This window comes from Tahibacter soli (assembly GCF_025717065.2).
GTDB classification, from domain to species: Bacteria; Pseudomonadota; Gammaproteobacteria; order Xanthomonadales; family Rhodanobacteraceae; genus Tahibacter; species Tahibacter soli.
Genome location: NZ_JAOVZO020000020.1, coordinates 482727 through 498537, shown reverse-complemented (window position 1 = coordinate 498537; position 15811 = coordinate 482727). Strand labels below are relative to the sequence as shown.

The following is a 15811-nucleotide window of genomic DNA, read 5'->3' as shown; positions in this document are numbered from 1 at the left end:
AAAAACGAGTGCTGACGACAGCGGCGACGGCGCGCGCGGAAGCCGATCGGGGAAAGCGGGGCGAGCGGCGGAAAGGCGAGAGCCCCGCGGCAGCGGAGCCCTCGCCGGTTGGGCTAGCGGCGTGTGACGACGATGCGGCCTTTCGAGACGGCGACCTTGAGGTCATCGGCGGGTTCGAAGCCGGCGGCGGCGAGCCAGAAGCCGCGGAGGCGGATGTAGGGGATTTCGCGTTCGTCGAAGACGACGGCCTGGGAATACGGCGACGGATTCGAACGCGTGCGCTTGGCGGACGGTGTGGCGGAGGTACTCTTGCGCTTAGCCATGGGGCTTACTCCAGAAAGTGGCCTTGTGGTTAGCGAACGGCGTGGCCGAGAACCGCGCCGTTCGCGCCTTGCCCCAGGAGCGTTTGCTCGCTGTGGGCGACCCTTCAGGAGCGCCGTGCGCAGCGCCGTCAAGGATTCGGTTCTATCGAACTTGCGCAGTCCTTGACGGCGCTGCGCGCGGGGCTACGCTGAGACGACCATAGCGAGCAACTGTATTGCGCTCGATGCTGCGAGCTTTTTGGGTGTCCACGAAGCCGGGTGTCCACGAAGCCGGGTGTCCACGAAGCCGGGTGTCCACGAAGCCGGGTGTCCACGAAGCCGGGTGTCCACGAAGCCGGGTGTCCACGAAGCCGGGTGTCCACGAAGCCGGGTGTCCACGAAGCCGGGTGTCCACGAAGCCGGGTGTCCACGAAGCCGGGTGTCCACGAAGCCGGGTGTCCACGAAGCCGGGTGTCCACGAAGCCGGGTGTCCACGAAGCCGGGTGTCCACGAAGCCGGGTGTCCACGAAGCCGGGTGTCCACGAAGCCGGGTGTCCACGAAGCCGCCCGGCAGCGACCTTCAATGACCGTATTATTGGGCGACGGCGTTTTGGCGCATTGTGAAACCCGCCAAGCGTCCAATGCCCGGAAAGCACCGCACTCACGGCCGACGACCTGGAAGCATTCTCCCGCAGGGTCGGCGGCCGGGAAATTCTCAGCGACCTACCGCCCGACGACGCGCTACTCGCGACGGCCGGCGACCCGATCATGATCAAGACCCGATGACCACAGAAATCACGACGTTTTCGAACAGCCGCGACATCGACGAATGCGTGGCGCACGGGGTCGGGCTTGGCATCGTCCGAAGCGGCGAAGCCTGCTATGACATGACGCTGACGTCCTCCGCATCGGACATCACCGTGCTGCGCCTGTGGACGAGCCGCAAAGGGTCGATCGATGTCACCGTGGACGGCGAGGATTCGACGGGCATCGATCTTCGGCGAGAAGCCGACGGCGGCCTCGCGTCGTTGCACACGCATTGCCGCGAGCTGCACCTGGAACACCTTGCGCGCGGCGCGTATGCCTTGTCGTTCGCAACGACAGGCGGAGCTGATGGCTTGATGCGCTTCTCGACGCGCGGCTATCTGCGGTGCGCCGTCGTCGATCCTGCGCGGCATGCGGGCCATGCGCCGGTCTCGGTTTGAGTCCCTGATCGGGCGCTGTGCCGTGCGATGCGGGAACTGAAAATCCCAACGGTTTGACCCCGCGAGCGGCGGAAAGGCGAGAGCCCCGCGGCAGCGGAGCCCTCGCCGGTTGGGCTAGCGGCGAGTGACGACGATGCGGCCTTTCGAGACGGCGACCTTGAGGTCATCGGCGGGTTCGAACCCGGCGGCGGCGAGCCAGAAGCCGCGGAGGCGGATGTAGGGGATTTCGCGTTCGTCGAAAACGACGGCCTGGGAATACGGCGACGGATTCGAACGCGTGCGCTTGGCGGACGGTGTGGCGTGCGTTGCAGCGGAGGTACTCTTGCGCTTAGCCATGGGGACTTACTCCAGTAAGTGGCCTTGTGGTTAGCGAACGGCGTGGCAGCAACCGCGCCGTTCGCGCCTTTGCCCCAGGAGCGTTTGCTCGCTGTGGGCGACCTTCCAGGAGCGCCGCGTGCAGCGCCGTCAAGGATTCGGTTTTATCGAACTTGCGCAGTCCTTGACGGCGCTGCGCGCGGGGCTACGCTGAGACGACCACAGCGAGCAACTGTATTGCGCGGGATGCTGCGAGCTTTTTGGGTGTCCAGGACGCCCTATATACTTGGAGTGCGCACCGTTAAACGCCCTTCGGATTTCGCCCCCATCGGTTTTGAATGCCAAAAGAATTTGCGCATGAATACGAAAACCTCGATGAGCGACGCCCCCGTTCACAAGCCCTCGTACAGCGAATTCTTGCGCGCACGACGTCCCGAGCTTTACTCGGACACACTAACCATCGAAGTAAGCGAGATGGACCGACGCCAGTTCGAGTTCCATCTCGACACTCTTACCCAGCGTAAAGAAGAAGTCGCTTTTGAGCACTTCGCTCGCGCTCTGGCCGAAAAGGAGCTATGCCCGAACCTTATTCCGCAAACGGGACCTACAGGGGGCGGGGATAGCAAAGTCGACACGGAAACCTACCCTGTTGCCGCCTCCATTGCGACATTATGGTATGAGGGCGAACCGGGGAAGGCGTCTTCCGAGCGATGGGGCTTCGCGATAAGCGCCAAAAAAAATGGAAGCAGAAAGCCGAGGACGACGTCAAGAAAATTGCCGAGACGGCACGCCCATACGCACTTATATACTTCATCTCAAACCAAGCAATTCGCGACAAGGATCGTGCCGATACTGAAGATTCGCTCAAGGTGAAGTACGGGATAGCGGTTCGCATTTTGGACAGAACCTGGATCGTCGATAAAGTCGTCAAGCACAAACGATGGCAGCTTGTAGCGGACATCCTTCAATTCGAACTACAACACCTCACAAAAGTTGTTCCGGGACCGCTGGACACAGAACGCCTGAATGATCTAGATGCGCTGGACAAGAAAATCGAACAAGCGGCAGACGGCGAAGTCAGCCTTGAAGTGGTCGAGGAAAGTTTGCAAACAGCCCTGCTCGCAAGAGGATTGGGGCGTGCACGAACCGAAGTTGACGGTCGATTCGACAGAGCGGAACGTCTTGCGCGCAGCATCGACGGCGACAGGCAGTTGCAGCGCATCTGGTACCAACGCGCCTTGACGGCGATATGGTGGTTTGACGATGCGAAGGAAGCGATTCGTCTCTGCGATGCGTTATCCACCGCAACCCTCGAGTCCGAGTGGATCTGGGATTTGGATAAGTTAGTCAACTTGTGGCTCGCGCTGGTACCAACGCAAGGCCCCGATCCACAGCGAACCTCTGCGTTGCGAAAGGCGCTGCAACAGCATGCCGAAGACACAACGAAGGAAACAAGCTCGCTTTGGGCGCGTACGCAACTATTGTTGATGGATCTGGTAATTGCGTTCCAAACGAAGCAGGACCTTGAGCCAGTACTCAGCAGTCTGCGCGACGTGCTCGGTGATATACGTAGGCTGATAGAGTTTCCAGTAGGGCCCATTGTGAAACTGCTACGAGAAATAGGTGGCACGATCGGCGAATTTTCCGGGTACGACGCTCTGCTAGATCGAATCATCGAAATCGAAACAGAACGGCACGGCGAGCTAGCGGCAGGGGAGCTTCGTCTGGAACGTGGACTCCAGAAGCTCGACCGAAAGAAATTCTACGGCGCGATTGACGATTTGGCCAAGGCTCAGTTCCTGCTGGCCAAAGACGAGGTGCGGGACGAGTTCATCGTTGCGCAAGCTGCAGTCGGTGTCGCGTACGAGTCTGTCGGTTTGTTGTTTGCTGCACGCGCGAACCTCGTTTTCGCCTTGGATCGATGTTTGTATGCACATTTTAAGCAAGGAAAAATTGACCCGCGGGCACTGCCGATCGTCAGAAAACTGGCTTGGCTTGAACTCCAACTGGGTCGCGCCCCCTACGTTATGGCATGGGTGAAATGGTTGCCGCTATTGTTCAGAGCGTTGAGTATAGATGAATCAAAGAGGGAAAAAATTGAAGACGAGGTTCGCGCTCTCGATCGCGTTCTTGGCATTTTAGTTCTAAAAACACCCTACGAGAGTTGGGCTCAACTGACGCGCCTTCCCGATGTGTTGCACTCGCTTGATCTCCAGATGTCCCGAGCTGCAGCTTTGTTTATGTTGGGCCATGACGAGTTGATTCGCACGCAGTACAGCGCCGAAGACGATTTGGAAGATTTCTTTAACGCTTGGATATACGCTCAGGCAGCAGATGATTTGCCCGAGTCTCCTTCATGGCATATCGGCGTCGCGACGATGACGACCGTCGTTCTTGGTTGTCGCGTCGACGTGATTGTGAGAGGCGGGACTACCTCTGCCCTATTGGGGGAAAGTATTATTTCCTTCCTAGAGGCTTTTTACTCAACGGCAGTGAGGTCGCGAGAGCTGATTTCACCTCGAGCAGAACTCACCATTGAGGTGCGACAGTCTGATACCGCAAAGCTACCGTTCTCGTTGCGCGCAATCGAGGACGAGTTTGGCGAGACAAAACTCTTGTTAGCGCATCCAATAGTGCCCGCCACTGCCCTGGTGGGCAATGGCTTCCAGGACGCCATGTTCGATCTTCTTGCGCAGGTCACCGCCCATTTACAGTTGAACATTGAGCGAAAAGTATTTGAAGAGCTCTTTTCCGAACACCAGGCGCAAGATCGGGCCTTCCATGCGGCCAGATCCATCCTTGCCGTAAGCAACATTTTTGACCAGTCTCCGCCGGGACGTGCGGAGGACTGGGTCAATGATCCGGCGTTCGCCGAATACCCGCTCTTGCGACAAGTTTCCTGGCAACCACGACCTGTTGCTGCAGACGTTTCAGCACCATCGGCAACAGAGCTTACTTTCGCTGACGAAAAACCGCCGGAAACCCTGTTCGGCGCCGACGCGCTGAAACATCGGGACATTGAAGCGATATCACCGATCAATATTCCACTTTGGAGTCGTGCCGGCTGGACGGGTGTCGGCATCGCAACGGTGAGCGGAGAACGCCCCTTTCCTATCATGGTTCTTGCGTTTCAAGACATAGATGCGGGTCGAAAAATTTTCCGCGGCTGGCGGAAGTACATCGGTCCATTCGACCGAGAAGGATGGATTGGAGTCACCGTCATTACTGGCATCAGCCGCGAACGCCCGCTGGACTATCGAGTAGCCATTGGCGTCGGCGAAAAGTTCTTACTCGCCAAAGCGGCACGCTCCCGTCGGCTGGTCACGACAGTTTATCGAATGCATGACATGACTCCGGCGTCTGCTCAGAACCTGGGGACGTTGCTCAAGCTATACAAGCAAGCCGGTCGAATCGTGCTGCAGCCTGGCAACTTCAAAATGGCTCAACCAGGCATTCCACTAGAGCAAGAGGATATTGACCTAGAAATCGAGTTGTCGGATCTGTCCGTAGTACCCGCCTGGGAGGTGGACGCCAGTTCTCCATTGGTCAGTGCGATGTTCGGAATCGATGATCCTTTTGTTCCCGCGGGCGTGATTGATCCTCCGTTTGCGGAAGTGCGTCGCCGCCTTCGCGAGTCGAAGCATCGCGCCACTTGAGGCCAGCCAGCCCTCCGCCCCAACGCCCCGCCGAACCCCCGTCACTCACTCTCCACCCGATCCCGCCCATTCCGCTTCGCCCGATACAGCGCCGCGTCCGCACGCGCGAGCCTCTGCGCCGCCGTTTCGCCGCCGTCGCCCGTCGCCACGCCGATACTGATCGTGACGCCGGGGCATTGTTCGGCGACGACGCGGCACAGCCGCCGCCCGAGTTCCGTTGCCGCCGCCGCGTCGCAGTGCGGCACCACGAGGCAGAACTCCTCGCCGCCGAAGCGCGCCACCAGCGTGTTGTCGCGCACGTGCGCGCACAGCGTCGCGGCCACGCGCTTGAGCACCTCGTCGCCGGCCAGGTGGCCGTGCGTGTCGTTGTACGTTTTGAAATGGTCGACGTCGACGAGCAGCACGGCGTACGGCCGGTGCGTCTGCTGCGCCGCCGCGATCGTCGCGGCGAGAAACGCGTCGCTGCGTCGCCGGTTGGCCACGCCCGTCAGGCCGTCGCGTTCGGCGAGGTCGCGTAGCTGGCTGTTGGCCAGTTCGAGTTCCGACGTGTGCGCGTGCACGAGCGCGTCGAGTTCGCGATTGCGTTGCGCGAGCCGACGGATGCGCGTGCGGTGCGACGCGCCCAGCGCGAGCGCGACGAGCGCCGCGAGCGCGAGCGCCGCGGCGAGCTGCATGCCGCCGTGCTGGTACCAGCGCGGTTCGACGCGAAACGCGAACGCCGGCACGTCGAGCTCTCGGCCGCCGGCCGTGCGCGCCTGCGCTTCGAAACGGTAGTCGCCCGGCGGAATCTGCGCGTAGCTGAATTCGGCACGCGGATTCCACGCCGACCAGCGCGCGTCGAGCCCCGCCAGCCGCACGCGAAATTGCGGCGCCGCGCCGTGCGCGAGGTCGGCCAGGCCTAGCTGGAACGCGAGCGTGCCGCCGCCGTAGGGCAGCGTCGCCGTGGCGGCCAGCGGCAATGCGCGCGGCTCGCCCTCGCGCGGCGTCAGGCGCACCGACGCCAGGTGCGCGACCGGTTCGCGCTGCGCGCCGCCCGATGTCGCGGCGTCGTAGTGCAGGAGGCGCCCGGTCGTGCCGACGACGACGTCGCCGCCGGGCAGCGGGCGCAGCGCTTCGATCACGCCGTTCGTGGCGCCGAGTTCGTCGATGCGTCGCCACGTTCCGTTCGCGTCGCGCCGGTACACCGCGCGCCAGCTCCACGCCCACGCCGTGCCGTCGGTGCCGGCACGCAGCCGCACGGTTTCGTCGCGCGCGAGCAGCGGCGCGAGGCCGCCGAGGTCGTCGCGCGCGAAGCGTTCGCCGTTCCACGCGAACAGGCCCGTCGCCGCGCTCGCGACGAGCGTGCCGTCGAGCGTCGATACCGTCGTTTCGATGTCGGCTTCGGCGCCGATTTCCTTGCGGTAGTCGACGAGCGATTCGAGTGCGCCGTTCGCCGCGACGTGCGCGCGCAACAGGCCGCGACCCTCGGTGCCGAGCCACACGTCGCCGCGTGCGGTTTCGACGAGACTCATCACCCGCGTGCGCAGGTCGGTGTGCCGCGCGACGAGCCGCCAGCCGTCGGCGTCGCGGTCGAGCACGGCGAAGCCCGATTCCGTGCCGACCCACACGCGCGCCGGATCGAACGGCGAGCGTTCGAACACGCGCGCGTACAGATCGTCCGGGCCGAGCGCGGCGCCGCCGGCGTCGAGGCGGCGCAGGCCGTGCGATTCGGCGAGAATGCGCGCATCGCCGTCGACGAAGAGCGCCCAGGCTTCGTTCGTCGTCGTGCGCTGCGGCGCGAACGCGGTCGCGGCGCCGCGGTCGCCCCACGGCGCGGCCACTTCGCCGGCGCCGGTCTGCAGGCGCAGCACGCCGTCGACGAGCGTCGCATCGTGGATCGAACCGGTGACGCCGTCGGCGACGCCGTAGGCGCTCCAGGCCGGCGGCCACGGCACGCGCACGGCGCCTTCGCTGTCGCCGACGACGATCGCGCCGTCGCGGTCGCGCGCCATGCCGCTCTGAAAGCTGATGCCGAGCGGAATTTCGCGCAGGCTGCCGTCGGCGATGTCGACGATGCGCAGCTTGCCGTCGTCGCCTCCGAACGCGGCGCGGTTCGCATCGAGCGCGAGCGCGGCGCTCACGTGCGACATCGCCTCGTCGTCGCGCAGCACCGTCACGCGGCCGTCTTCGACGAGCGCCAGGCGCGGCGTCGCGTCTTGCACCAGCAGCCGCTTGTCGTCGAGCGACATCAGAAAGAACGCCGCCTTCGCCGCGAACGCTTCGCCGCCGGGGAACGGCTCGAACGCGTCGCCGGCCAGGCGCTTCAAGCCTTCGCCGCGGAAATTCACGACGAGCTGCCCGGCATGGTCGACGATGCCGCCGAACCGGTTCGGCGCGTGCCATGCGTGCACGCGGCGGCACTGCGCGTCGGCGTGAAACAGATGGCGCAGCGCGCGGAAATAGATGCCGTCGTCGCGCGCGACGACGTCCCAGATGTCGGCGAAGCCGGCATCGCCGATGTCGGCGGCGAAGGCCGGCGCGCAGTCGACGAAACGCTCGCCGCCGTCGGCCGCGCGTTCGATGCGGCCGAACCATTCCGTGCCGCCGGCCCAGAGCCGGCCGGTGCGGTCGAGCGCGAGCGCGCGCACGGGGCCGGGCTTGGGCGTCGCGAACGATTCCCAGCGCACGCCGTCGTAGCGCAGCACGCGGTCGACGCCGCCGAGATAGAGAAGGCCGTCGGCGCTGCGGGCGACCGAGAAATATTGCGGGTAGACGTCGATGTCGGGCTTGAACCGCGCGGTCAGCGGCGTGCCCGCGAACGCGAACGACGCGGCGAGCAGCGCAACGCCGCAGATCCCCGTACGCCAGGCGTGCCACCGCATTGCCGACCCCCTGTCGAGCGCGAACGCACGGCTCGATCCTAGCCGAAAACCGCGCTTTCAGAATTCTTCATTCGCGCTTCATGCACTTTTTTCGGCTCGCCGCGACCGTTGCGCCTCCCTCGACATCGTTTCCTTCGACACCCGGAGTCTTCATGCAACGCCTGATCGCCGCTTTTGTCTTCACCGCCTGCGCCGGCACCGCCGCCGCCTACACCGCCCCGGCCGCGCGCGACGACGGCTGGGCCGTCGCCGACGCGAAAGCGCTCGGCTGGGACGTCTCGCGCTTCGACGCCGTCGCCGCGAAAGTGGCCGACAAGACGTATCCCGACATCACGAGCCTCGTCGTCGCGCAGCGCGGCAAGCTCGTTTACGAGGCGTATTTCGGCGCCGGCGGTGCGGATGTCCTCAACGACATGCGCTCGGCGACGAAGTCGGTCACGGCGCTGCTCGTCGGCCTTGCGATCGACCGCGGGCTGATTCCCGGCGTCGACGCGAAGGTCTATGCGTATTTCGCCGACAAGGCACCGGCCGCCGGGCTCGATCCGCGCAAGGCCGCGATCACGCTCGAAGACCTTTTGACGATGAGTTCGATCTGGCAGTGCGACGACGAAAACCCGGCCACGGCGGGCAACGAAGAACGCATGTACGTCAGCGAGGACTGGGTGCAATTCGCGCTCGACCTGCCGGTGCGCGGCTACGCGCCGTGGGACAAGCGGCCGAAGGACAGCCCGTACGGGCGCACGTTCGCGTACTGCACGGCCGGCTCGTTCATGCTCGGCGCCGTGGTCGAGCGCGCGACGAAGCAGCCCCTCGCGAAGTTCGCGCACGACGCGCTCGAAGCGCCGCTCGGCATCGACAAGGTGCAGTGGAACGTCTCGTCCGAAGGCGTCGGCATGGGCGGCGGCGGCACGCGCTACCGCTCGCGCGACGTCGCCAAGATCGGCGAAACGGTGCGCACGGCCGGACAGTGGAACGGCAGGCGCGTGATCTCGAAAGCCTGGATCGACGCGGCGCTGACGCCGCGCGCCGTGCCGCGCGACGACGTCGAGTACGGCTACCAGTTCTGGCGCTTCAAGTTTCCGGTGCGCGGCAAGGACACGTGGATCTGGGCGATGTCCGGCAACGGCGGCAACTACGTGTTCGTCTCGCCGGAACTCGAACTCGTCGCGGTGGTGACGTCGACCGGCTACAACAAGCGCGACTCGCATCCGCGCTCGCAGGAAGTGCTGCGCGAATACCTGCTCAAGGCGTTGCCGGCGAAACCGTAGACGGAAGATCGCGGCTAGCCGCCGCCGGCGGACTCGGCCGCGGCGAGCGGCGCGGCGCGCACGCGCTCGGCGTTCACGCGTTCGGCGATGGTATCGACGAGCGTGGCGAACGCCGGGTCGTCGGCGAGCGGCCGGAACAGCGGCGACGCCTGCAGGTAGGCGCGGTCGAGAAAGCCCGCCGCGATCGCGCCGCGCAGCGCGGCGACGGCGGCGGGCTTGTCGCCGCGCGCGAGTTCGAGCAGCGCGATGTCGATGCGGTCCTCCGGCCAGCCGCCGGCGCCGCTCGCGACATAGGTCGACAATCCCTCGATGCGTTCGGCGATCCACGCGGGATCGGGCGGCGCGGCGGCATACAGCGTCGCGAGCGTGCGCGGCAGGCTCGTATGCGGGCGCAGCGCCGACGCGCGTGCGAACGCCGCCGCCGCCGCCGCGCGGTCGCCGCGCAGCAGCGCGAGTTCACCTTGCAACATGTGCATGTCCGGATGCGCGCCGCGCGCGAGCGCCGCGTCGAGCGCGGCCTGCGCCTCGCCGTAGCGGCCCTGGCGGAACAGAAACTTCGGCCACGCGGCGTTCGAATACGTGTTGTCGGGATACAGCCGGAAGCTGCGCCGGTAGCGCGCCTCGGCCGCGGCGGCGTAGCCGAGCAGCTCGAGCGTGCGCGCGATCTGCAGGTCGAGATAACGCGGCTTCGCGCCGCGGCGCTCGACCGCGACATTCGCTTCGAGCGCGTCGGCGAGACGGCCCTGCACCATGTACAGATAGGCGAGCGACGCCGCGCTGTCGGTGCGCGCGGCCGGATCGAGCTTCACCGCGCGCTCGTAGTGGGCCATCGCGTCGCGCAGTTCGCCGCGGCAGTCGTGCGCGTAGCCGATCGCCGCTTCGGCGAGGCTGTTGTCCGGTTCGGCCGCGAGCACGGTCTGCGCCAGCGCCAGCGCGCGCTCGGTCCATTCGGGTTCGCGGTTGTGCACGCAGACGCGCGTGTTGTACGCGAACGCGAGGCCGAGCTGCGCGGCGCGATCGTTCGGGTCGCGGCGCAGCAGGTCGTCGTACAGCGCGACGGCGCGATCGATGTCGTCCGGCTGGCCGATGCCGGCGTAGTAGCGTGCGCGCTGCAGTATCTCGTCGCGTTCGGTCGGCGCGGCCGTCTTCGTCGGCACCGCGAACCACGCGACGGCGCCCGCGACGAACGCGGCGGCGATCGCCGCGCGCGCGAGCCGGCGACGTGCGCGTGTCGGCGCGGGCTGTGCGGCGGCCGGTGCCGGCGTGCCGTCGACCGGCCTGACGTTGACCGGAATGTGGTCGACCGGAATGTCGTCGACCCGCTGCGGCGCGACGCACAGCGCATAGCCCTTGCCGCGCACCGATCGCAGGTAGCGCGGATTGCGGCCGTCGTCGCCGAGCGACTGGCGCAACAGCTTCACGCGCTGCGTGACGGTTTCTTCGCCGACGACGGCGGGCGCCCAGACGCGGGCGATCAGCTCGTCGAAGCCGACGACGCGATCGCCCTGTGCGACGAGATACGCGAGCAGGTCGAACGACAGGCCGCCGACGTCGAGCGCGACGCCGTCGCGTTCGACGCGGCGGCGGGCGAGATCGATCGTGAGATCGTCGAGACGGTGAAGCGGGGCGGGCATCCGCCGAGTTTATCCGACGCGCGCTATTCCACCGGCGCCCTGGCGGGATCGGCGAGTTCCAGCGACCGCAGCAGCACGCCCGCCTGCGTGCGATTGCGCACGCCGAGGCGTTCGAAGATCGCGGTCATATGCGCCTTGACGGTGCGCTCCTGGATGCCGAGCGCGTCGGCGATCTGCTTGTTCAGACGCCCCTCGGCGACGAGCCCGAGCACGCGGAACTGCTGCGGCGACAGGCTCGCGAGCCGGGCCGCGAGTTCGCCGTCCGACGGCGACGCGCTGGCGCGCGCGACGGCTTCGCGCAGCGGCTCGGGCACGAAGTCCTCGCAGGCGAGCACCGCGCGCAGGCCGGCCTTCAGTTCGGCCGGCGACGCGCGCTTGGGAATGAACCCGGCCGCGCCGAACGCGAGCGCGCGGCGGATCACCGCGGGGTCGTCGTGCGCCGAAATCATCACGACGGCGACCGCCGGAAACTCGCCGCGGATCGACGCGAGACCCATCAGGCCGTAGCTGCCGGGCAGGTGCAGGTCGAGCAACACGAGATCGGTGTCGGGCGCGGACGCGAGATGCACGCGCGCGTCGTCGAGCGTTTCGGCCTCGGCGACGTCGGCGTCGGGCACGAGTTCGCGCACCGTGTGCGCGAGCGCCAGGCGGTACAGCGGGTGGTCGTCGACGATCAGCAGCCTTGGCATCGGCGCTAGCGTAGCAGCGCCCGCCCGGCACCGGGTCGTACTTTCGTACGATGGTCGCGCGCACCGCGCCTGCTACCGTGGCCGCATGATCACGACCTCGCGTTGCCTCATACTCGCGACCGCGCTCGCGCTGTCCGCCTGCGCCGACCAGAAGCCCGCCGCGCCGCCCGCGGCGACGCCCGCACCGAAGGCCGCTGCCGCGATGCCCGATTTTCTCGTTTCCGCGGTGGCGCAGACGCGCCACGAAGGCGCCGACGACCTGCTCTCCGCCGGCCTCGGCCTCGACGGCCTGCGCGCGGCCGTGCCGCAGCCGTTCGCCAATCCCGACGCGCCGACGCGCGAGGAACTGCGCCGCCGGGCGATCTGGAGCAACTGGCGCGGCATCGCCGATCTCATGGTCGGCGGCGGCTACGGCGACGTCTACGGCGCGGTGCCGAGCGTGCCGGGACGCGAGTTCCAGGCGTTCGCGAAAGTGCCCGGCGCGTCGCAGCCGCATCGCGTGCTCGTGCAGGTGCCCGACGCGTTCGACCGCAAGAACCGCTGCGTCGTCGTCGCGGTGGCTTCGGGTTCGCGCGGCGTGTACGGCGCGATCGCGCTCGGCGGCGCGTGGGGCCTGCCGCGCGGCTGCGCGGTGGCCTACACCGACAAGGGCGCGGGCACCGGCTACTACGACGCCGACAGCGACACGGGCGCCGCGCTCGACGGCACGCGCGCCGCGCGCGGCGCCGGGCTCGATTTCGAACCCGCGCAAAAAGCGACGGTTCCACACACGATCGCGGTCAAGCACGTGCACTCGGGCGACAACCCCGAAGCCGACTGGGGCCGGCACGCGGTGCAGGCCGCGCAGTTCGCGCTCGCGGCGCTGAGCGATGCGTTTCCGAACGAACCGCGCTTCGAATTTTCGAACACGCGCGTGATCGCGGCGGGTCTTTCCAACGGCGGCGGCGCGGTGCTGCGCGCGGCCGAAATCGACGGCGCGGGCTTCGCCGGCGTCGTGGCGATCGCGCCGAACGTGTGGCCCGGCGCCGACGGCGCGCAGCCGATTTACAGCTATACGACGCAGGCGGCGATTTTCCAGGCGTGCGCGCTCGCGCATCCGCGCTTCGACGCGGTACTGCTGGCGCGGCCCGGCGGCAAACCGTCGCCGGCCGCGCTCGCGCGCTGCGCGGCGCTGCACGAGCGCGGGCTGCTCAAGGCGGGCGACGCCGCGGCGCAGGCGCAGGAAGCGTACGACCTGATGCGCGCGTCGGGCTGGACCGATGCCGCGCTCGAAGCCGGCGCGCTGAGCACGGCTTTCGACCTGTGGCGCATGGTGGCCGTCGCGTACGCGTCGACCTACGGCCGCTACGGCGCCGACGCGATGCCGTGTGGCTATCGCTACGCGCCGATGGGCAAGGACGGCGTGCCGCGCGCGGCGACCGCGGCCGAGCGCGCCGCGTGGATCGCCGACGGCAGCGGCATTCCGCCGGGCGCGGGCGTCGGCCTCGTCGACACGCAGGCCGCCGGTGCCGATCCGACGCTGCCGGGCCTGCTATGCCTGCGCGAGCTGTGGACCGGCGAGGGCGCCGACGCGAAGCGCGTGAAGGACGGCATCGCCGCGACGCAGGCGAAGCTGCCGCGCAAGGACCTGCCGCTCTTCGTCGTGCACGGCACGGACGACGGCCTGATTCCGAGCGCGTTCACCGGCGGCGCGTACGCGCGCTGGGTCGAGGCATCGGGGCAAAAGATTACCCATTGGGACATTGCCAACGCGCAGCATTTCGACGCGTTCCTCGGCCTGCCGCCGCTCGCGGCGCGCTACGTGCCGCTGCTGCCGTACGCGTACCGCGCGCTCGATGCGATGTGGGCGCACGTCGCCGATGGCAAGCCGCTGCCGGCGTCGGGCGAGATCGCGACGAAGCCGCGCGGCATGGGCGCGGTGCTGACGAAGGACAATCTCGGCGTGGTGCCGTAGCGTCCTGTCCGACGGGTTCGCGCGAATTCTCGCGGCGTCTTCGGCCGCCGACGGCATCGAGACGTTCCACGACCCGAAGCGCCGGCACGGTTCCGTCGGAGACACGTGAAGCCCGGCGATTCACCCGCGCCGTTCGTATCGACGTCGATCAGGCTTCCTCAACGTCGGTTCGCTCCAAACGGCTTTGGACGATAGCCTGCGCAAAGTTGTCGGCGAATTGCAGCTGCTTGCCGTCCGGTACTACCTGCATCTGCGCCAGGACGCGACGCGGCTGTTCGCGCAATCCCGACAAGATGACGCGCGTGCCCTTGCGCTCGCAGCGACTGAGGAACTGCCGCAGCGCAGAGACGCCGCTCGCGTCGATCAGCGGTACGAGACGCATGCGCAGAATGAAGACCGCCGGCGGAACGGGGAATTGATCGAGCACTTCGTCGAGCCGGCTCGCAACGGCGAAGAACAGCGGGCCGGAGATCTGGAACGCCTCGACCCCGGGCGGCAGCTGCGCGCGCTGGTCCGGTTCGTCGGCGGTGTCGCGATCCTCTTCGAGTAGCGACACCCTCGACTGCAGTTCGACGACTTCGCTCATGCGATGCATGAACAGGAACGATGCGAGCACGAGGCCGACCTCGATCGCGACGGTGAGGTCGAACATCACGGTCAGCACGAACGTGGTCAAGAGGACGGCGCGATCGCCGATCGGTCCTTTCCAAAGATGCCGAAAGCTCTCGATGTCCGACATCTGCCACGCCACGACCAGCAGGACCGCCGCGAGCGCTCCGAGCGGCACGTAGCCCATCAACGGTGCGACGACCAGCATGAACAGCAGCAGGAATACGGCGTGCGCGATTCCCGCGATGGGCGAGCGGCCGCCGGACCGGATGTTCACCGCGGTACGCGCGATGGCGCCGGTCGCCGGCAGTCCGCCGAATAGTGCCGCGCCGATGTTCGCTATGCCTTGCGCAACCAGCTCGCCGTTGGAGCGGTGCCTGCCGCCGGTCATGCCGTCCGCCACGACGGCAGAGAGCAGCGACTCGACGCCGGCGAGGAAGGCGATCGTGAACGCACTCGGAAACAATTCCAGCGTGCGTTCGAACGGAATATGCGGAATCTCGAACTGCGGCAACGCGGCCGGAATGCCACCGAAGCGCGAGGCAATCGTATCGGTCGGCAGCGCGAACAGCGTCGTGGCGAGCGCGCCGGCTACGACTGCGAACAGGAAGCCCGGCCAGGTCGGACGCCAGCGCCGCAGCACGATGATCAATGCCAGGCACGCTGCGGCAACGCCGACGGTCGCGGGGGTGAACTTGTCGAGGTTGTGGAAATAGGCATTCCAGCGTGCGAAGAACTCGGCCGGCACGGCGTCCATGCGAAGGCCAAGTACATCTTTGATCTGGCTTGAGAAGATGCTGACGGCGATGCCCGCCGTGAACCCCGTGACGACCGGCTGCGGGATGTACTTCATCAGTACGCCGAGTCGCAGTACGCCGGCGCCGATCAGCATGAACCCGGCCAGGAGCGTGCACAGAATCAATCCGCCGTAGCCGAACTTCTCGATCACGACGAAGACGACTGGAATGAAGGCCGCGGTGGGCCCGCCGATCTGCACGCGCGAACCGCCGAAGAACGAGATCAGAAAACCCGCGACGATCGCCGTATGCAGTCCCTTTTCGGGCGCGGTGCCCGACGCGATCGCGAGCGCCATCGCCAACGGCAACGCGACAATCGCAACCGTCAGGCCTGCGACGAGATCGCGGCGAAGATCGGGCAAGGAATAGCCGTCACGCAACACCGTGAACAGCTTCGGCTCATAGATCTGCCGCAGACGACGCGTATCCAAGGTTTTCATGGGTCACTTTGTTCGACTGAGTCGGTGATGCGCAAGAAAAGATGCGAAATGACCGGAGTCGTCCTCGCCCGGCGGACGAGC

The 15811-nt window shown here is 66.6% G+C and carries 10 protein-coding genes; 4 read left to right on the top strand and 6 right to left on the bottom strand.

All coding sequences use genetic code 11. The features are described from left to right. Window positions 1–113: 113 nt before the first annotated feature. A complete protein-coding gene (locus OD750_RS23170; RefSeq protein WP_263540627.1) occupies window positions 114–323 on the bottom strand; it encodes a type I toxin-antitoxin system SymE family toxin in 210 nt (69 codons plus the stop codon). Window positions 324–1084: 761 nt separating this feature from the next. Between OD750_RS23170 and OD750_RS23165 the strand changes: the two genes are divergently transcribed. After that, entirely contained in the window at window positions 1085–1507 is a 423-nt protein-coding gene (locus tag OD750_RS23165) for a hypothetical protein (protein ID WP_263540626.1), read from the top strand. Window positions 1508–1621: 114 nt separating this feature from the next. Here OD750_RS23165 and OD750_RS23160 read toward each other — a convergent pair whose 3' ends face one another. Then, entirely contained in the window at window positions 1622–1843 is a 222-nt protein-coding gene (locus OD750_RS23160; protein ID WP_263540625.1) for a type I toxin-antitoxin system SymE family toxin, read from the bottom strand. 689 nt (window positions 1844–2532) lie between these two features. Between OD750_RS23160 and OD750_RS23155 the strand changes: the two genes are divergently transcribed. Further along, on the top strand, window positions 2533–5478 hold the full coding sequence (locus OD750_RS23155; RefSeq protein ID WP_263540624.1) for a hypothetical protein: 2946 nt from the start codon (window positions 2533–2535) through the stop codon (window positions 5476–5478). 41 nt (window positions 5479–5519) lie between these two features. On the opposite strand, the gene OD750_RS23150 is transcribed toward OD750_RS23155, so the two are convergent. Next, complete coding sequence (locus OD750_RS23150; RefSeq protein ID WP_263540623.1) at window positions 5520–8339, bottom strand: ligand-binding sensor domain-containing diguanylate cyclase; 2820 nt, start codon at window positions 8337–8339, stop codon at window positions 5520–5522. Window positions 8340–8491: 152 nt separating this feature from the next. Between OD750_RS23150 and OD750_RS23145 the strand changes: the two genes are divergently transcribed. Then, entirely contained in the window at window positions 8492–9607 is a 1116-nt protein-coding gene (locus OD750_RS23145; protein ID WP_263540622.1) for a serine hydrolase domain-containing protein, read from the top strand. 14 nt (window positions 9608–9621) lie between these two features. On the opposite strand, the gene OD750_RS23140 is transcribed toward OD750_RS23145, so the two are convergent. Both OD750_RS23140 and OD750_RS23135 read right to left on the bottom strand, forming a co-directional pair. Further along, window positions 9622–11241: a winged helix-turn-helix domain-containing protein gene (locus OD750_RS23140; protein ID WP_263540621.1), complete on the bottom strand. Its 1620-nt coding sequence runs from the start codon at window positions 11239–11241 to the stop codon at window positions 9622–9624. Window positions 11242–11264: 23 nt separating this feature from the next. Beyond that, entirely contained in the window at window positions 11265–11930 is a 666-nt protein-coding gene (locus tag OD750_RS23135) for a response regulator transcription factor (protein ID WP_263540620.1), read from the bottom strand. 85 nt (window positions 11931–12015) lie between these two features. Here OD750_RS23135 and OD750_RS23130 point away from each other — a divergent pair, with 85 nt between their 5' ends. After that, window positions 12016–13884, top strand: coding sequence for a D-(-)-3-hydroxybutyrate oligomer hydrolase (locus OD750_RS23130; protein WP_263540619.1), 1869 nt, complete (start codon window positions 12016–12018; stop codon window positions 13882–13884). A gap of 148 nt (window positions 13885–14032) precedes the next feature. On the opposite strand, the gene OD750_RS23125 is transcribed toward OD750_RS23130, so the two are convergent. After that, window positions 14033–15730, bottom strand: a complete 1698-nt coding sequence (locus OD750_RS23125; RefSeq protein ID WP_263540618.1) for a SulP family inorganic anion transporter — start codon at window positions 15728–15730, stop codon at window positions 14033–14035. Window positions 15731–15811 lie beyond the last annotated feature (81 nt).